The sequence below is a fragment of the Promicromonospora xylanilytica genome, assembly GCF_054782895.1.
The window spans coordinates 276999-293777 of sequence record NZ_BAAGRP010000004.1; the positions used below are offsets into that span (position 1 = coordinate 276999).

Sequence of the window (16779 nt, forward strand, 5' to 3'; positions counted from 1 at the left end):
TCGACGGCCGCCGCCGTCAGCGGGGCGGGTCAGACCTGGGCGCCGTCCTTCCAGACCTCGTGGACCAGCGGCACACCGGGGCGGTAGGCCAGGTAGAGGTGGCTGGGAGCGTCGAGGACGGTCAGGTCGGCGCGGGCGCCGACCCGCAGGTGCCCCACGTCGTCCCGGCGGAGCGCCGCCGCCCCGCCCGCGGTCGCCGACCAGAGTGCCTCGGCGGGGGTCATCCGCATCTCCCGCACCGCGAGCGCCACCACGAACGACATGGACGAGCTGTAGCCGGAGCCCGGGTTGCAGTCGGTGGCCAGCGCGACCGGCACCCCCGCGGCGAGCAGCCGGCGGGCGTCGGGGTAGGGCGACCGGGTGGAGAACTCGACGGCGGGCAGCAGGGTCGCGACAGTGCCCGGCGTCGCGCCGGACCCGTGCGCCGAGGTCCCGCGCGCCGAGGTCCACGACCCGGCCAGGGCGTCGACGTCGGCGTCGGACAGGTGGGTGCAGTGGTCCACGCTGGCGGCCCCGACCTCGACGGCGAGCCGCACGCCGGGGCCTGCCGAGAGCTGGTTGCCGTGCACGCGGGCCAGCAGGCCGGCCCGCAGGCCGGCGCGGAGCACGGCGCGGGCCTCGTCCTCGTCGAACGCGGTGGGCGCGGCGGGCTCGCAGAACACGTCGATCCAGCGGGCGTGCGGCGCGCAGGCGGCGAGCATCGGGCCGGTCACGAGGTCCACGTAGCCGGCGCGGTCGTCGGCGTGCTCGGCCGGGACGGTGTGCGCGCCGAGGTACGTCGTCTCGGCGGTGAGCTCGCGTGCGATCCGCAGCATGCGTGCCTCGGTGGCGACGTCCTGGCCGTAGCCGCTCTTGATCTCGACGGTGGTGGTGCCCTGCCCGAGCATCTCGCGCACCAGGGCCTGGCCGCGCGTCCGCAGCGTGCTCTCGCTCGCGGCGCGGGTGGCGGCGACCGTGGTGGCGATGCCGCCCCCGGTGTACGGCTCGCCGGTCATGCGCGCGGCGAACTCGGCGGCGCGGTCCCCCGCGAACACCGTGTGCGAGTGGGAGTCCACGAAGCCGGGGAGCACGGCCCTGCCCTCCAGGTCCACGGCGACGTCGGCCGCCGGAGCGGCCGCGGCCGGCCCCGTCCACGCGATCCGCCCGTCCTGCACCACGACCGCGGCCTCCCGCACGGTCCCGAGCCCGCCGTCGTCCGGCTCCCCCGGCCCGGGGCCGTGCCGCCCGCCGTGCTCCGGGTCGTTGGTGACCAGCTCGCCGATGTTCGTCAGCAGCACGCTCATACCGTGTTCTCCTTCGTCGCCGCCCAGATCTCGTCGATCGCCTCGGTGAGCATCCGGGCGACGTCCCCGGCCCGGTGCTCACCGTCCCACACCACGAGCTCCCCGCCCGCGACGACGTCGGACACGTCGGCCGCGCCCGCCACCAGTGCCGCCTGCGCCGGGTCGATCCCGGCGGTGCGTGCCGTGTCGAGGCGCAGGGCGACGAGGTCGGCCGGCGCGCCGACGGCGATCCGGCCGGCGTCGGGGCGTCCGAGCGCCGCGTGGCCCGCCGAGGTCGCGAGCTCGATCAGCGTCGCCGGGTCGAACGCGCCGCGCCGTCCGGTCGCGAGGCGCTCGTGCTCCTCGACCCCGCGCGCCTCGGCGAGCACGTCGGCGCCCGCGTGCTGGTCCGTGCCGACCGACAGCGGGCTGCCGGCATGCAGCAGCCGGAGGCCGGGCGCGATGCCGTCGGCGAGGTCGCGCTCCGTCGTCGGGCAGAGGCAGACCCCGGTGCCGGAGGTGCCGAGCAGGGCGACGTCGTCGTCGGTCAGGTGCACCGCGTGGACGGCGGTGGTGCCGGGGCCGAGGGCGCCGGCGTCGTGGAGCAGCCGCGTCGGGGTGCGGCCGAACGCCGCGAGCGCCGCCTCGTTCTCGCCCGGCTGCTCGGACAGGTGGACGTGCAGGGGCGCGCCGGCCCCGCGCGCCCAGCGGGCGACCTCGCGCAGCTCGTCGGGCGCGACGGCGCGCACCGAGTGGGCCGCGGCGCCGACGAGCACCCGGTCGTCGCCTGCCCACGCGGCGCGCAGCGCGGTCACGCGGCGGGTCCAGGCCTCGACGGTGCCGTCGCCGAACCGCGTCTGCTCCGGGGCGAGCGGCTCGTGGCCGTCGGGGCCGAGGCCGCCGTGGAGGTAGCAGGTGTCGAGCAGCGTGAGGTGCACTCCTGCGTCACGCGCGGCGGAGCGCAGGGCCTCGGCCATGGCGTTCGCGCCGCCCTGCTCCGCCGGGTACGGCGTGCCGTCGGCGCGGTGGTGCACGTAGTGGAACTCGCCCACCGCGGTGGTCCCGCCGAGCGCCATCTCCGCGAGGACGGCTCGGGCCAGCCGCTCGTACAGCTCCGGTGTGAGGGCCGCTGCCAGGGCGTACATGCCCTCGCGCCAGGTCCAGAAGGATCCGCCGTCCGCGTGCGTGCGCCCGCGCAGGGCCCGGTGGAACGCGTGCGAGTGCGCGTTGGCGAGGCCGGGCAGCACCAGCCCGCCGAGCCGCACGTCGCCGTCCGACGCCGGTGCCCCCGGCTCGACGCCGGTGATCCGCCCGTCACTGGTCTCGACGAGCACGGACTCGACGACACCCCCGGCCGGGCGCCGGGCGGGCAGCCAGGCCCGTTCGCACCAGAACCTCATCGCGTCTCCGTCTCTGGGTGGTTGGATCATCCGGCTGGTCGGCAAGACGTCACATGGTCGGCAGCCCGGGGTGCCGATCACCTGACGTTCTACCGATCACTCTCCCCGGGGGCCAACAGGGTCGTCAGGACCGCGGTCAGGGCCTGGACGCCTGCGTCGCAGTCTGCCTCCTCCGCGTGTTCCGCCGGCGAGTGGGAGATGCCGGTGGGGTTGCGCACGAACAGCATCGCGGTAGGGATCCCGGCCGCCGCGAAGATGCCGGCGTCGTGCCCTGCGCCCGTGCCGATCACCGGGGCGGGCAGGTCGGATCCCGGCCGCCCGACCACGTCGGCCAGCCGGCCGGCGAGCACCGGGTCGAACACGGTGGCGGGCGTCCAGGACTCCGGTACGGCCTCCCACGAAGCCAGCCCGACCCCCCGCCCGCCTCCACCGTCGAGTGCAGAGTTGGTCGCGGCTGCACCCCGCACCGGAAGGATCCGGCGCACGGCGTCCTCCGTCTCCGCGCGGGCGTCGATCCAGGCTCGGACGCGCGAGGGGATGGCGTTGACGCCGTTCGGCTCGATCTCGACCTTCGCCAGCGTGGCGAGCGCCCCGGCGTGCTCTGCGGCGGCGCGCACGTCGGTGATCAGCCGGGCGAGGTCGAGCATCGGGTCGTGGCGGTGGGCCAGCGGCGTGGTGCCCGCGTGGTTGGCCTCGCCCACGAGGTCGACCCGCCAGCGGCCGTGCGGCCAGATCGCGGCGCCGACGGCGACCGGCGCCGCCTCGTGCTCCGGCAGGTCGGCCAGGTAGCGACCCTGCTCCACGTGCAGCTCCACGAAGACGCCCACCCGCGCGAGCGCCTCGGGGTCCCGGCCGTAGTGCTCGACGCCGGACCGGCCCGCGCCGGCCCAGCCGCCGCCCGTCGAACCCGTCGGGTCGGTCGAGAGCCCCCGCCGGAGCACGTCGGCCAGGGTGTCGCCCGCGCCGTCGCGCAGCGCGAGCAGCGTGTCCGCGCCGACCGTCCCGGTCACGGCCCGCGAGCCCAGGCACGCGAGCCCGAACCGGGCGCCCTCCTCGTCGGAGAAGTTCACGATCCCGAGCGGCCGTCCGGGGCGCACGCCCGCCGCGCGCAGGGCGTCGAGCGCCGCGAACGCGCTCGCCACCCCGAGCGGCCCGTCGAAGGCCCCGCCGCCGGGCACCGAGTCGAGGTGGCTGCCGGTCACGACGCCCGGCCCGTCGGTGTCCGGGTCGCCCCACCACGCCCACTGGTTGCCCGCGCGGTCGATCACCAGGTCCAGGCCGCGCCGGGCCGCCTCCGCGGCGAACCACTCGCGCAGGGTCAGGTCGTGCGCGGTCCAGGCGAACCGCGCGTACCCGCCGGCCGGCGCCCGGCCGACGTCGGCGATCGCCGCCAGCAGCGACCCCACCGGCGTCGGGCCCGCCGGGCCGGAACCTCCCCTGGACGCAAACGCACCCGTCACGAGGTCTCCCGCATCGGCACCCGCAGCCCGCCGCGCTCGGCGGCCGCGACGGCGTCGTCGTACCCGGCGTCGACGTGGCGCAGCACGCCGGTCGCGGGGTCGTTCGCGAGCACGCGGGCCAGCTTCTCGGCGGCCAGCGGCGTGCCGTCCGCCACCGAGACCTGGCCGGAGTGCAGCGACCTGCCCATGCCCACGCCACCGCCGTGGTGGATGGAGACCCAGGTGGCACCGGAGGCGGTGTTCATCAGGGCGTTCAGCAGCGGCCAGTCGGCGATGGCGTCCGAGCCATCGGCCATCGACTCGGTCTCCCGGTACGGGGAGGCCACGGAGCCGGAGTCCAGGTGGTCGCGCCCGATGGCGAGCGGCGCGGAGATCTCCCCGGCGGCCACGAGCTCGTTGAACCGCAGCCCGGCCGCATCACGCTCCCCGTGCCCGAGCCAGCAGATGCGGGCCGGCAGGCCCTGGAAGGCGACACGGTCCTGCGCGGCGCGGATCCAGCGGCCCAGGTGGTCGTCGTCGGGGAACAGGTCGAGCACCGCCTTGTCCGTCACGGCGATGTCCTTCGGGTCACCGGAGAGAGCCGCCCAGCGGAACGGCCCCTTGCCCTCGGCGAACAGCGGCCGGATGTACGCGGGCACGAAGCCGGGGAAGTCGAACGCCCGGTCGTACCCGCCCTGGCGGGCCTCGTCGCGGATCGAGTTGCCGTAGTCGAACACCTCGGCACCCGCGTCCTGGAAGCCGACCATGGCCTCGACGTGCCGGGCCATCGACTCCCGGGCCCGGTCGGTGAACCCTGCGGGGTCCTTCTCCGCCTCCGAGGCCCAGTCCTCGAGCGCCACGCCGGACGGCAGGTACGACAGCGGGTCGTGCGCCGAGGTCTGGTCCGTGACGACGTCCACCTCGACGCCGCGGCGCAGCAGCTCAGGCACGACATCGGCGGAGTTGCCGACCACGCCGACCGACAGCGCGCGCCGCTCCTTCTTGGCCGCGAGCGCCAGCTCGACCCCTTCGTCCAGCGACGAGGCGACGACGTCCAGGTAGCGGGTCTCGACGCGGCGGTGCAGGCGGGCCGGGTCGACGTCGACCACCAGGCACACGCCCCCGTTGAGCGTGACGGCCAGGGGCTGGGCCCCGCCCATGCCGCCGCAGCCGCCGGTCAGGGTCAGCGTGCCCGCCAGAGTTCCGGAGAACTTCTTGGCGGCGACCGCGGCCAGCGTCTCGTACGTGCCCTGGAGGATCCCCTGGGACCCGATGTAGATCCACGACCCGGCGGTCATCTGCCCGTACATGGTCAGCCCGAGCTGCTCCAGGCGACGGAACTCGGGCCAGTTGGCCCAGTCGCCCACGAGGTTGGAGTTGGCGATGAGCACGCGCGGCGCCCACTCGTGCGTCCGCAGCACCCCCACTGGACGGCCGGACTGCACCATCAGCGTCTCGTCGTCGCGCAGGTCGGTGAGCGAGCGGACGATGGCGTGGTAGCTCGGCCAGTCCCGCGCGGCGCGCCCGGTGCCGCCGTAGACGACCAGGTCGTCGGGCCGCTCGGCCACCTCGGGGTCGAGGTTGTTCATGAGCATGCGCAGCGGGGCCTCGGTCTGCCAGCTGCGGGCGGTCAGCGCGGTCCCGCGCGCGGCACGGACGCTGACGGGCGTCCCCCGGTCGTGAACGTGATTCATCTGGGTCTCCTTCGGCACAGGGTGGTCGGTCGAGGTGCGGTCAGTGCAGGGGGCCGACGGCGGCCGTCGGTGCCGCTGCGATCGCGCCGGTCGTCACGAGCTGGACCACGTGCTCGATCTCCGGGGCGAGGTAGCGGTCGGGCCCGGGTCCGGGAACGCCGGCGCGGACCACGTGGTGCACGGCGCCCGTGCCGGCGGCCGGGGCCTCCTCGCGGAGGTCCAGCGCCCGGGTCGCCGTGAGCACCTCGATCGCGAGCACGCGGGTGAGCCCGTCCACGGACCGCCGGAGCTTGCGGGCGCCGGCCCAGCCCATGGACACGTGGTCCTCCTGCATGGCGGAGCTCGGGATCGAGTCCACGCTGGCGGGCGCGGCCAGGCGCTTCAGCTCCGAGACGATCCCGGCGGCCGTGTACTGGGCGATCATGTGCCCGGAGTCGACGCCGGGGTCGTGCGCCAGGAACGCGGGCAGACCCTCGGAGCGGGAGACGTCGAGGAACCGGTCGGTGCGCCGCTCGCTCATGCTCGCCAGGTCTGCGGCGGCGATGGCGAGGAAGTCCAGCACGTACGCGACGGGCGCCCCGTGGAAGTTGCCGTTGGACTCGACGCGCCCGTCGGACGTGACGACCGGGTTGTCGATGGCGGAGGCCAGCTCCCGGCCCGCGACCGTCGCCGCGTGCTCGAGGGTGTCACGGGCGGCGCCGTGCACCTGCGGGGCGCAGCGCAGGGAGTAGGCGTCCTGCACGCGGGTGCACGCGGGGTTGCCGTCGGCGTCCAGCTCGCGGTGGCTCGCCATGAGCGGCGAGCCCGCGAGCACGGCGCGCAGGTTCGACGCCGACGCCGCCTGGCCGGGGTGGGGGCGCATGCCCACGAGGTCCTCGGCGAACGGCGCGTCGGAGCCGAGGAGGGCCTCGACGGACAGGGCCGCCGCGACGTCGGCCGTGGTCAGCAGGCGGCGCAGGTCGTGGATCGCGAGGCAGAGCATGCCGAGCATGCCGTCGGTGCCGTTGATGAGGGCGAGCCCCTCCTTCTCGGCGAGCAGCAGGGGGTCGATGCCGGCGTCGGCGAGGGCCTGCGCGGCGTCGACGGTCCCGCGCTCACTGGTAGAGCCCGGCGGCACCACCCGCACCTGTCCCTCCCCCATGGCGGCGAGCGCCACGTGCGCGAGTGGCGCGAGGTCGCCCGAGCAGCCGAGCGACCCGTACTCGTGCACGATCGGCGTGATCCCGGCGTTGAGCATCGCGGCGTAGGTCTGCGCGGTGACCGGGCGGGCGCCGGTGTGGCCGGTGACGAGCGTGGCGAGGCGCAGCAGCTGCAGTGCGCGCACCACCTCGGTCTCGACCTCGGGCCCGGATCCGGCGGCGTGCGAGCGCACGAGGCTGAGCTGGAGCTGGGCCCGCATCTCGGTGGGGATGTGCCGGCGGGCGAGCGCACCGAACCCGGTGGAGACGCCGTAGTGCGGCACGGTGTCCTGGGCCAGGCCATCGATGACGGCGCGGCTCTGCGCCATCCGGGCGAGGGCGGTCTCGTGGATCTCGACGGTCGCGCCGTAGCGGGCGATGGCGACCACCTGCTCGACGGTGAGCGGTGTTCCGTCGAGGACGACGTGCTGGGGCAGGTCCGGGTCGGCCGGGCGGGTGGCCGGCGTCGGCTCCGTGTGGTGCAGGGTGCTCATACCCCCATGGAACCCCGCCGCGTCCCGCCCGTCCCCCCGGATCCGACGGTTAGAGTCTGGGATACGAGACACCCGTGCTGAGGGAGGGACCAGTGGGCACCAGCAGCAGCGTTCCGGCCGCGCGGACCACCGCGCGGCTGCTCACGTTCCTCGCGGCGCAGACCGGTCCGGTGCCCGCCGGGGCCATCGCGCACGGCATCGGAGTGCCGCGCTCCAGCGTCTACCACCTGCTGTCGGTGCTGGGCGACGAGGGGTTCGTGCGGCACTTCCCCGACGAGCGCCGCTACGGCCTCGGTGTTGCGGCCCTCGGCCTGGGCAGCGCGTACACCCGGCAGGCGCCGCTCACCCGGCTGGCCGCGCCGGTCGTCGCCCGGCTCGTGGAGTCCGCCGGCGAGAACGGGCACCTCGCGGTGCTCAACGGCCGCGAGGTCCTGTACCTGGTGGAACAGCGGGCGGCGGGACGCCAGCCCCTGGTGACCGACGTCGACGTACACCTCCCGAGCCATCTCACCGCCAGCGGCCGGGCCGTCCTCGCGCTGCTGCCGCCGGCGCAGGTGCGGGCCCTGTACCCGACGCCGGGTTCCTTCACCGACCTCACCGGCGCCGGGCCGCGGACGTTGCGGGAGCTGCGCACGGTGCTGCGGTCGGCTCGTGAACGAGGGTTCGCGGTGGAGGACGGCGAGGTGTCGGCCGGGTTCGCGTCAGTGGCTGCCGCCGTGGTGGACCACACGGGCCGGCCGGTTGCCGGGCTGGCGGTGACGTTCCGTTCGGAGGCCTACGACGAGGCCGGGCGGGTGGAGCTGGCGGAGCAGGCGACTCTCGCGGCGCGGGAGGTCAGCCGGCGGCTGGGGGCGCGGTGAGGCCCCGCACATGGCGCGTGGTCATCACGCGATCCTTGCGCTGACCGCCCGGTCGGATCACCCGCTGGAAATAACTCCTGACCTGCAAGAATCGCCCGTCAGGAATCCCGTCCGAACGGCGGAAAAACCTCCACTTGGTGACGCCGCGACCATTTCCGTGCGACGAGTGACCGGCTTACTTCCTCGAGAGATCCGCCACCGGAACGGTGAACTCTCGCGACCGCAGTACACCGGGCGCCCGCACCACGGCCTCCTTGCCGGTCCACCCGCGCCGGATGGTCTGCACGACCCCCTCGGCGCCTCGCTCCGTGCTCGACACTCCGGTCACCTTCACGATGACGCCTGCCGCGATCCCGTCGCCCATGGCCTTCCGCTCTCTGTAGTAATTCCGGGTGGTAGTTCCGGGCCAGGGCCGATCGACGTAATCTTCATCTCGTCACGATGTGGCACTCAGCTCGATAGGGAGCCAGATACTGCCAGCGTTGACAGAGCGTCGTCAAGATAAATGCGATATGTAGAAATGAAACACCTTTCAGCGGTTCATGGCTGCACATTTCTTTGCGCCTCGGCCAATCCTCGTAGGTCTGCGACACTCGCTGCTCAGAGCAGTGCTGCCGACGGCAGATCCGGCCCCGCCACCCCCGTTCCGGCGTGCACCGTGAGGTCATGACCGAATCACCGAAGGCGCCGATGTTCGGCGAACACTCACGGCGCGAGCTGTACGAGCGCCGCGTCCTCGTCCTCGACGGACCGCTCGACGACGACAACGGCACGCTCCTGATGACCCAGCTGATCGCCCTGGCCACCGAGGACTCATCGACCGACATCGACCTGTGGATCCATTCCCCGGGCGGCTCCGTGCCGGCCATGCTGGCGATCCGCGACCTCATGCGGACCATCCCCAACGACGTGTCGACGCTCGTGCTGGGCATCGCCTACAGCGCGGGGCAGTTCCTGCTCTCAGCGGGGAGCAAGGGCAAACGCCGGGCACTGCCCAACTCCCGGGTCCTGATGCACCAGGGCTCCGCCGGGATCGCGGGCACCGCCGTCGACATCGAGCTGCAGGCGGACGACCTGCGCCATACGCGCGACACCGTGCTGCGCCTGATCTCCGAGGACACCGGCCAGCCGGTCGAGCGGATCTTCGACGACTCGCTGCACGACCACTGGTACACCGCCGAGGAGGCCCTCGACTTCGGCTTCATCGACACGATCGTGCGGACCTTCGAGGGCATCAAGCCACGCGATCGTCAGCCGACCGGATTCAGCACCGCCGCCGAGGGGGACGCACGATGAGCAGCTACACCATCCCGAACGTCATCGCGTCGCACCCGCGGGGCGAGCGGATCATGGACGTCTACTCGCAGCTCCTCAGCGAGCGGATCATCTATCTCGGCACCGCGATCGACGCGGGCGTCGCCAACGCCCTGATCGCCCAGCTGCTCCACCTTGAGTCGAGCAGCCCGGACAGCGACATCCAGCTCTACGTCAACTGCGAGGGCGGGGACCCGAGCGCCGGTATGGCCATCTACGACACGATGCGCTACATCCGGCCGCAGGTCTCGACCACCGTCGTCGGGCAGGCCGTCGCCGTCGGGGCCGTGCTGCTCGCCGCCGGAGCCGAGGGAAAGCGGGCGGCGCTCCCTCACGCCCGGGTCATCCTGCACCAGCCCGCGGCGCAGGGCCGCGGCGCGATCCCCGACCTGATCCTCCAGGCCGACGAGGTCGTCCGCATCCGTGCGGACATGGAGGCCGCGCTCTCCCGGCACACGGGTCAGCAGGTCGCGACGCTCCGCGCCGACACCGACCGCGACCGCATCTTCACCGCCACCACCGCCCGCGACTACGGCCTGCTGGACCACGTGATCGACCAGCGCTGAGGTGACGTGATGCCCGGGCCGGTGTGCCCGGGCATCACGCGGCGAGCGCGAAGGCCGCCTGGCAGGTCGGCTGGCGTGCGGTGTCGCGGACCACGACCAGACGGTCGGCGACGGCGGTGACCAGGTCGACCAGGGTGATGCCCAGCGCTCCGGTGATCGCCGCGATCATCTCGCTCGACGGCTCCTTGACCCCGCGCTCGACCTCCGAGAGGTACTGCGGCGAGACGCCGGCGCGGCGAGCGGTCTGGTCGAGCGTCTCACCACGCCCGTGCCGCAGCTGTCGCAGGTGTTCGCCGAGCAGGTGGCGCAGGAGCGGCTCCCGTCCCGGCGTCGACGAGGCGGCCGGCTCGGGCGGCGATCCAGCGGTCGGTCCAGCGGTCTCTGGCGGCGAAGGCGGAGCGGATTCGGTCATACCTGAGCGTAGAACCGGCGGTCCGCACCGCGGCGGCGCTTCTGCTGAGAGCAGCGGCAGACAGGGGGTTCACAGGCCCTCCCGAGGCATTGTCCGAACCACGATCGCGAAGCTCCGCACCCGCCCCGATCCTCTACAGTTGACCCGCGCCCCCACCCCTGCCGTCCTGGGAGATGTCTTCGTGAGTTCACACCCGCGCGAGTTCCGTCTGCTCGTCACCGGTGGAGGGACCGGTGGGCATACCTATCCGGCTCTGACCACGCTCCGCGCCCTGCAGGCCAGGCTCGCCGAGACCGGCACAGCGGTCAGCGTGCTCTGGGCGGGCACGTCGGAGGGCCTGGAGGCCAAGGTCACCGCGTCGGAGGGCATCCGCTTCGTGCCGGTCGCCACGGGCAAGATCCGCCGGTCGAGCAACCCGCTGGGCATGCTGTCGGCCGCCAACATGAAGGACATGGCGCGCGTGCCGCTCGGTGTCGCGCAGGCCAGGTCGATCGTCGCCGAGTTCAAGCCGGACGTGATCCTGTCGACGGGCGGCTACGTCGCCGTCCCGATCGGGCTCGCCGCTGGGCTGGTGCGCCGTCCGCTCGTGGTGCACGAGCAGACCGTGCGGCTCGGGCTGGCCAACCGCCTCCTGGCCAAGCGCGCCACCCGCGTCGCGGTGTCCTCGCCGTCCACGCTCGAGCTGCTGTCGGAGAGCGTGCGGGAACGGACCGTCGTCACGGGCAACCCCGTGCGCGCCGAGGTGATGTCCGGGGAACCGCTCAAGGCCGTCGACGCGCTCGGCCTGGACTCGTTCGACCCGGACCTGCCGGTCCTGTACGTGACCGGCGGCGCACAGGGGTCGGTCCAGATCAACAACCTGGTCGCCGACACGCTGCCGTGGCTCCTCCAGCGTACGAACGTGATCCACCAGTGCGGCCCGAACAACCTCCAGGAGATGTTCGACCGGACCGCCACGCTCCCGGCGGAGCTGGCCGCCCGGTACCGCGTCATGGGCTTCGTCGGCGCGGAGCTGCCGGACGTGCTCGCCCTGGCCGACGTCGTCGTCTCCCGCAGCGGTGCCGGGACCATCGCGGAGCTGACCGCGCTGGGCAAGCCGTCGGTGCTGGTACCGCTGGCGTCGTCGGCCGGGAACGAGCAGGCCCACAACGCCCGCCGGCTCCAGGACCTCGGCGCGGCCGTCGCCCTGGAGGGCGACCTCCACGAGACGGACCTCCGGGCGGCGATCCGGCCGCTGCTCTCCGACGCGGGACGGCGTGAGCGGATGTCCCACGCCGCCCGGGAGCACGGGCGCCCTGATGCGGCGGAGCGGCTGGTGGACGTGCTGCTGGAAGCCGCGCGCTAACCGGCGGCCGACCAGGCCGCCTCGATCATCACGAAGATCTCGTCCAGGGCCGCCTCCGGATCATCCGCCGAGCGGGCCAGCGAGAAGGCGTCGATCGCGAACCGTGCGATCGTACGGCCGGCCATCGCGCTCTGCGGCAGGTCCACCTCGGCGGAGATCGCCGTCGCCAGTGCCTCCGCGTGCCGCAGCCGCATCGACTCCTCGTACTTCCGCAGGGCCGGCGACGCGTCGATCATGCGCCACAACGGGGCGGCGTCGTCCGCCGTGCAATGCCGCACCAGCGCATGGATCTCGCGGCGCAGCGCGGGAACGAGCGGTTCACCCGCCGCGCGGTCGGTGACGGCCCGCGTGAGGCGCTGCTCGAAGTCCTCGTCCTGCTCGAACACCAGGGCCTCTTTCGAGGCGAAGTGGGAGAAGAGCGTGGTGACGGCGACGTCGGCATCGGCGGCTACGTCACGGATGCCCACCGCGTCGTAGCCGCGTTCGTAGAACAACCGCAGCGCGGTGTCGGCGATGTTCTGTCGGGTCGCGGCCTTCTTGCGCTCCCGGCGTCCGGACGGTTCAGCCATGACAGCATGCTATCAGCTACATAAAGCGAATCGTTCTGAAAAACTAACTGTTAGTGCTACGGTCGCCGGCATGAAGAGAGTGTGCTTCGCCGAGTTCGGCGGCCCCGAGGTTCTGCGGCTCTTGGACGCCGAGGAGCCCCACGCGGGGCCCGGCCAGGTACGCATCGCGGTGCGAGCCGCGGGCGTGATCCCGCATGACTGGAGGGTCCGCGAGGGCCAGTTCCGGGACGCCGGGCCGATCGTGTTCCCTTCCGGCATCGGACTCGATGCCGCCGGCGTGGTGGACGAGGTCGGCGAGGGCGTCGCAGGCGTCCACGTAGGCGACGAGGTGTTCGGCAGGGGCTCGAACACCTACGCCGAGCTCGCCGTGCTCACCGCCTGGGCCCGGATCCCCGAGGAGCTGACGTTCGAAGAGGCCGCCGGGTATCCCTCGCCGGCAGAGACCGCGCTGCGGATCATCCGCCAGGTCGGCGTGCGACCCGGGCAGACCCTGCTGGTCAGCGGCGCGTCCGGGGGCGTAGGGTCCGCGGTGCTGCAGATCGCCCGTGCGCGCGGGATCGCGGTGATCGGCACGGCGGGGGCCTCGAACCAGGACTACCTCCGCGGCCTGGGCGCCGTCGCCACGACTTACGGCGCGGGCTGGGTCGAGCGGGTGCGGCGGCTCGGCCGGGTCGATGCGGCCCTCGACCTGGCCGGCTCGGGCGTGATCCACGAGCTCGTCGACCTCACGGGCGACCCGCGGCAGGTCATCTCGATCGCCGACCTCGGCGCGCCGGACTTGGGCGTCCGCTTTTCCGGCGTCGCCGGCGACATGCCGTCCGCCCTCGCCGAGGCCGTGGACCTCGTGGCGCGCGGAGAACTCCGCCTTCCGGTCGAGAAGTCGTACCCGCTGGCCGACGCCGCGGCGGCGCACGTCGACAGCCAGGCCGGTCACGCACGGGGGCGGCGGGTCCTCGTCGTCTGACTGCGTGTCAGTCGGTCTCGTTACGCTGGCCGGGTGGTGATCGAGCGAGTCCGCGTCAAGCCCGCCGCCGTCGACGACGGCCAGTGGCCCTGGACCGTGCCCGCGATCGGCGACCTGGCTACCCGGGGCGTGCGGTTGAACAGCAGGGTCGTGATCCTGATGGGCGCCAACGGGAGCGGCAAGTCGACCCTGCTGGAGGCGATCGCCGAGGGCTACGGGCTGGACGTGCGCGGCGGGCACGGCGGCCGCAGGTACGCCAGCACCCAGGAGACGAGCCCGCTCGGTGAGGCGCTCATGCTCGACCGCACCCGCGCCGGGTCCGGGATGACGCGCCGCAACGCCAAGGGCTTCTATCTCCGGGCCGAGACCGCGTTCGGGATGCTCGAGTACATGACCGGTGCGGGGATGCCCGGCTACGGCGACAAGCCGTCCTGGGAGGTCAGCCACGGCGAGTCGTACCTCCAGGCGATCCTGGGCCGGTTCGACGGTCCGGGCCTGTACCTCCTGGACGAGGCCGAGGGACCGCTGTCGTTCGAGTCGACCCTCCAGCTGCTGTACCGCATCCAGGACCTGGTCGCCGAGTTCCCGGCCCAGGTGATCTACGCGACGCACTCGCCCATGGTCGCCGCACTGCCGGGAGCGCAGATCCTCGAGATGACCGACGAGGGCATCGCGGAACGTGACTGGGCCGACCTGGAGTCGGTGGCCCTGTGGAAGAGGTTCCTGGGTCGGCCCGAGACCTTCTTCGACGACGCCGACGTCGACGACCAGTGAGCGCACGAGTCCCCGACAGGAACGGAGCACCTATGTCCGCACCGCAGAGCGCCGGCAGCTGGGCCGACGGCGTCGCCGACGACGGCGTCGTCACGATCGGCGACCCGCGACTCAAGGCCCCCACGACGACGGTCGGTCCGGCCGGCGCCGGTGACCTGCTGGAGACCCTCGTCTCCCGGTTGCGCGCGCTCCGGGGTGCCGGGCTCGCGGCGCCCCAGATCGGGGTCTCGGTCAGGGCCGCGGTGGTCGAGGTACGCAGGACCGACGTCTTTCCCGACCGGCCGGAGACCGGGCTGATCCAGCTGGTCGATCCTGTCGTCGTAGGGCGCTCCGACGAGACCGTGCTGGACTGGGAGGGCTGCTTCAGCGTGCCCGGGTACATGGGCCAGGTGCCGCGGTCCGAGCACCTCACGGTCCGGTTCACCACCGAGGCAGGGGAGACCGTCACGCGGGAGTTCACCGGCTACCCCGCCCGGGTGGTGCAGCACGAGATCGACCACCTCGACGGCATCGTGTACCTCGACCGCATGACCGACCTGACCAGCCTCACCACCGTCAGGAACTACCTCGACCACCACCGGCAGGCACCCGCCTGAGGTCGCGGCGGTTCCTTGTGGACCGGCCGGCACCTGTCTAGGGTCGGCGTCATGCCCGAGCCCCGTTCCTGGAAGTCCGAGACCGCTCTGCTCGGCAACGCCGACCCGGCAGACCCGACCGGCTGGTTCGAGCAGCTCTGGGCGTCCGCAAGGGACGGCGACGTCACCATGCCGTGGGACCGGCGAGACCCGCACCCGGCACTGGCGTCATGGCCGGGCGCGCCCGATCCGGGTGCCGCGAACGGTGCGGCCGTCGTCGTCGGGTGCGGGCTCGGGGCAGACGCCGAGCACCTGTCCCGGCTCGGCTACGAGACGTCGGCGTTCGACATCTCCCCCACCGCGATCGCCGCGGCCCGCGACCGGAACCCCGGCTCACCGGTGACCTACGCCGTCGGGGATCTGCTCGACCTGCCGCGCGAATGGGTCGGCGCCTTCGACCTGGTCGTCGAGATCTACACCGTCCAGGCAGTGAACCGCAGCGTCCGCGCCGAGCTCACCGCCGGCGTCCGCTCGCTCGTGGCGCCGGGCGGAACCTTGCTCGCGGTCCAGGCCGTCGCCGACCAGGCCGACGACGACGGTCCGCCCTGGCCGCTGACCCGGCCGGAGATCGAGGCGTTCGGCGCGGACGGGCTGTCCACGGTGTCGATCGAGCGACTGCCCGTCCCGGGACCCGCCGGCAGCAAGGGACTCTGGCGCGCGGAGTTTCGCCGGGCCTGAGCCCGTGGCCCGCACGACGGCGGCCGCGGCCGGCTTGACCGCCAGAACGGCTGAGATCGGTCGGTTGATTGCCAGAACGGCTGAGATCGGTCAGTTGGTGTGAGATCGGTCGGTTGACTGACCGATCTCACACCAACCGACCGAAGTCACCGACACCCTCCAGCAACCGACCGAACTCACCGGCCCACGAGCCACCGCCGCGGATGAGATCGGTCCCTCGCACCACCGACGCAGATGAGATCGGTCCCTTGCACCACCGACGCAGATGAGATCGGTCCCTTGCACCACAGCAACACATGAGATCGGTCAGTTGATGTGAGATCGGTCGGTTGACTGACCGATCTCACACCAACCGACCGAAGTCGCCGACACCCTCCAGCAACCGACCGAACTCGACGAGCCCGCCGGTTCAGTTTCGGACCCGATTGAACCGATCTGCCCTTTCACCCGTAGTGAGAGGCAGAGGGCGGCAGTGGGTCGGCCCGCGAACGAGAGGGGCGGAGCGTGCGCAGAGGGACAAAGGTGGCGGTCGGTGTCGGTGCGGCGGTGGTGGTGCTCGGTGGGGCGGCGCTGGCCTTCGGGCCGGGTCTGTACGCGGACTGGGCCAACGAGGCCGCGGCGGAGGCGCCGACGCTCGAGCAGTCGGCCGTGCCCCTGCCCGACGCCGACGCGGCGGCCGGCACGTGGACCGTGAGCGACGGGTCGTTCGCCGGGTACCGCGTCGAGGAGGTGCTGCAGGGTGAGGACGTGACGGTCACGGGCCGCACCGAGGAGGTCACCGGTACGGTCACGGTCGCCGACGGCGCCATCAGCGAGGCGACCGTCGAGGTGGACGTCGCAAGCGTGGCGACCGACGAACCCAACCGCGACGCGTACTTCCGCGACGAGGCGATGGAGGCGGGCACGTATCCGACGGCGACCTTCGTGCTGACCGAGCCGGCGCCGATCGAGGAGGGTGCCACGTCAGTCGAGCTGACGGGCGACCTGACCGTCCACGGTGTCACGCAGGAAGCCACCGTCGAGGCAGAGGTCGCGGGTGACGCCACCACCGGCGACCCCGTACAGGTCATCGGGAGCGTGCCGATCACGTTCGCCGACTTCGACGTGGAGGCGCCGTCGCTCGGGTTCGTGACGGTGGAGGATGAGGGCAGCATCGAGTTCTCGCTGCAGCTGCAGCCCGGCCAGTAACGACGGA

General features: G+C 73.0%; 17 protein-coding genes. 9 read left to right on the forward strand and 8 right to left on the reverse strand.

Annotated features, from left to right (window positions below; genetic code table 11):
• Positions 1-29: 29 nt before the first annotated feature.
• From hutI to hutH, 5 genes are all read right to left on the reverse strand, one after another.
• On the reverse strand, positions 30-1283 hold the full coding sequence (gene hutI / locus ACYVK7_RS06210; RefSeq protein WP_460886809.1) for an imidazolonepropionase: 1254 nt from the start codon (positions 1281-1283) through the stop codon (positions 30-32).
• Positions 1280-2662, reverse strand: a complete 1383-nt coding sequence (locus ACYVK7_RS06215; protein ID WP_460886810.1) for a formimidoylglutamate deiminase — start codon at positions 2660-2662, stop codon at positions 1280-1282. Before ACYVK7_RS06215 ends, hutI begins: the two co-directional genes overlap by 4 nt.
• 89 nt (positions 2663-2751) lie before the next feature.
• Positions 2752-4122: an allantoate amidohydrolase gene (locus ACYVK7_RS06220; RefSeq protein ID WP_460886811.1), complete on the reverse strand. Its 1371-nt coding sequence runs from the start codon at positions 4120-4122 to the stop codon at positions 2752-2754.
• Complete coding sequence (hutU, locus tag ACYVK7_RS06225; protein ID WP_460886812.1) at positions 4119-5795, reverse strand: urocanate hydratase; 1677 nt, start codon at positions 5793-5795, stop codon at positions 4119-4121. The genes ACYVK7_RS06220 and hutU overlap by 4 nt, the downstream gene beginning before the upstream one ends.
• Before the next feature lie 40 nt (positions 5796-5835).
• Positions 5836-7467: a histidine ammonia-lyase gene (gene hutH, locus ACYVK7_RS06230; protein WP_460886813.1), complete on the reverse strand. Its 1632-nt coding sequence runs from the start codon at positions 7465-7467 to the stop codon at positions 5836-5838.
• A 92-nt stretch (positions 7468-7559) separates the two neighbouring features.
• On the opposite strand from hutH, the gene ACYVK7_RS06235 reads away from it, so the two are divergent.
• Positions 7560-8327 (forward strand): IclR family transcriptional regulator, encoded by a 768-nt coding sequence (locus tag ACYVK7_RS06235; protein WP_460886814.1) that lies wholly within the window; start codon positions 7560-7562, stop codon positions 8325-8327.
• Positions 8328-8502: 175 nt separating this feature from the next.
• On the opposite strand, the gene ACYVK7_RS06240 is transcribed toward ACYVK7_RS06235, so the two are convergent.
• On the reverse strand, positions 8503-8691 hold the full coding sequence (locus ACYVK7_RS06240) for a hypothetical protein (RefSeq protein WP_460886815.1): 189 nt from the start codon (positions 8689-8691) through the stop codon (positions 8503-8505).
• A gap of 302 nt (positions 8692-8993) precedes the next feature.
• Here ACYVK7_RS06240 and ACYVK7_RS06245 point away from each other — a divergent pair, with 302 nt between their 5' ends.
• Both ACYVK7_RS06245 and ACYVK7_RS06250 read left to right on the forward strand, forming a co-directional pair.
• Entirely contained in the window at positions 8994-9623 is a 630-nt protein-coding gene (locus tag ACYVK7_RS06245; RefSeq protein ID WP_460886816.1) for a ClpP family protease, read from the forward strand.
• Positions 9620-10207, forward strand: a complete 588-nt coding sequence (locus tag ACYVK7_RS06250) for a ClpP family protease (RefSeq protein WP_460886817.1) — start codon at positions 9620-9622, stop codon at positions 10205-10207. Before ACYVK7_RS06245 ends, ACYVK7_RS06250 begins: the two co-directional genes overlap by 4 nt.
• 34 nt (positions 10208-10241) lie before the next feature.
• Here the strand turns inward: ACYVK7_RS06250 and ACYVK7_RS06255 are convergent, their stop codons facing one another.
• The gene (locus ACYVK7_RS06255) at positions 10242-10619 is read right to left on the reverse strand and encodes a helix-turn-helix domain-containing protein (protein ID WP_460886818.1); all 378 of its coding nucleotides are present in this window, start codon (positions 10617-10619) and stop codon (positions 10242-10244) included.
• Between the two features lie 181 nt (positions 10620-10800).
• Here ACYVK7_RS06255 and ACYVK7_RS06260 point away from each other — a divergent pair, with 181 nt between their 5' ends.
• Entirely contained in the window at positions 10801-11964 is a 1164-nt protein-coding gene (locus tag ACYVK7_RS06260) for a UDP-N-acetylglucosamine--N-acetylmuramyl-(pentapeptide) pyrophosphoryl-undecaprenol N-acetylglucosamine transferase (RefSeq protein WP_460886819.1), read from the forward strand.
• On the opposite strand, the gene ACYVK7_RS06265 is transcribed toward ACYVK7_RS06260, so the two are convergent.
• Positions 11961-12533 (reverse strand): TetR/AcrR family transcriptional regulator, encoded by a 573-nt coding sequence (locus ACYVK7_RS06265; RefSeq protein ID WP_460886820.1) that lies wholly within the window; start codon positions 12531-12533, stop codon positions 11961-11963. The genes ACYVK7_RS06260 and ACYVK7_RS06265 overlap by 4 nt on opposite strands.
• Before the next feature lie 70 nt (positions 12534-12603).
• Here ACYVK7_RS06265 and ACYVK7_RS06270 point away from each other — a divergent pair, with 70 nt between their 5' ends.
• The 5 genes from ACYVK7_RS06270 (at position 12604) to ACYVK7_RS06290 (ending at position 16772) form a co-directional block, all read left to right on the forward strand.
• Positions 12604-13497 (forward strand): NADP-dependent oxidoreductase, encoded by an 894-nt coding sequence (locus ACYVK7_RS06270; RefSeq protein WP_460886821.1) that lies wholly within the window; start codon positions 12604-12606, stop codon positions 13495-13497.
• A gap of 33 nt (positions 13498-13530) precedes the next feature.
• Entirely contained in the window at positions 13531-14271 is a 741-nt protein-coding gene (locus ACYVK7_RS06275; RefSeq protein WP_460886822.1) for an AAA family ATPase, read from the forward strand.
• A gap of 32 nt (positions 14272-14303) precedes the next feature.
• Positions 14304-14867, forward strand: a complete 564-nt coding sequence (gene def, locus ACYVK7_RS06280) for a peptide deformylase (protein WP_460886823.1) — start codon at positions 14304-14306, stop codon at positions 14865-14867.
• A gap of 51 nt (positions 14868-14918) precedes the next feature.
• Complete coding sequence (locus ACYVK7_RS06285) at positions 14919-15584, forward strand: class I SAM-dependent methyltransferase (protein ID WP_460886824.1); 666 nt, start codon at positions 14919-14921, stop codon at positions 15582-15584.
• A 504-nt stretch (positions 15585-16088) separates the two neighbouring features.
• Positions 16089-16772: a YceI family protein gene (locus ACYVK7_RS06290; RefSeq protein WP_460886825.1), complete on the forward strand. Its 684-nt coding sequence runs from the start codon at positions 16089-16091 to the stop codon at positions 16770-16772.
• Positions 16773-16779: the final 7 nt, after the last annotated feature.

What these genes read in the sequence shown, in the direction of transcription:
- ACYVK7_RS06245 (WP_460886816.1), top strand. Translation starts at nt 8,994, where the DNA reads ATGACCGAATCACCGAAGGCGCCGATGTTCGGCGAACACTCACGGCGC.
- hutU (WP_460886812.1), bottom strand. Translation starts at nt 5,795, where the DNA reads ATGAATCACGTTCACGACCGGGGGACGCCCGTCAGCGTCCGTGCCGCG.
- ACYVK7_RS06240 (WP_460886815.1), bottom strand. Translation starts at nt 8,691, where the DNA reads ATGGGCGACGGGATCGCGGCAGGCGTCATCGTGAAGGTGACCGGAGTG.
- ACYVK7_RS06250 (WP_460886817.1), top strand. Translation starts at nt 9,620, where the DNA reads ATGAGCAGCTACACCATCCCGAACGTCATCGCGTCGCACCCGCGGGGC.
- hutI (WP_460886809.1), bottom strand. Translation starts at nt 1,283, where the DNA reads ATGAGCGTGCTGCTGACGAACATCGGCGAGCTGGTCACCAACGACCCG.
- hutH (WP_460886813.1), bottom strand. Translation starts at nt 7,467, where the DNA reads ATGAGCACCCTGCACCACACGGAGCCGACGCCGGCCACCCGCCCGGCC.
- ACYVK7_RS06270 (WP_460886821.1), top strand. Translation starts at nt 12,604, where the DNA reads ATGAAGAGAGTGTGCTTCGCCGAGTTCGGCGGCCCCGAGGTTCTGCGG.
- ACYVK7_RS06265 (WP_460886820.1), bottom strand. Translation starts at nt 12,533, where the DNA reads ATGGCTGAACCGTCCGGACGCCGGGAGCGCAAGAAGGCCGCGACCCGA.
- ACYVK7_RS06255 (WP_460886818.1), bottom strand. Translation starts at nt 10,619, where the DNA reads ATGACCGAATCCGCTCCGCCTTCGCCGCCAGAGACCGCTGGACCGACC.
- def (WP_460886823.1), top strand. Translation starts at nt 14,304, where the DNA reads ATGTCCGCACCGCAGAGCGCCGGCAGCTGGGCCGACGGCGTCGCCGAC.
- ACYVK7_RS06215 (WP_460886810.1), bottom strand. Translation starts at nt 2,662, where the DNA reads ATGAGGTTCTGGTGCGAACGGGCCTGGCTGCCCGCCCGGCGCCCGGCC.
- ACYVK7_RS06285 (WP_460886824.1), top strand. Translation starts at nt 14,919, where the DNA reads ATGCCCGAGCCCCGTTCCTGGAAGTCCGAGACCGCTCTGCTCGGCAAC.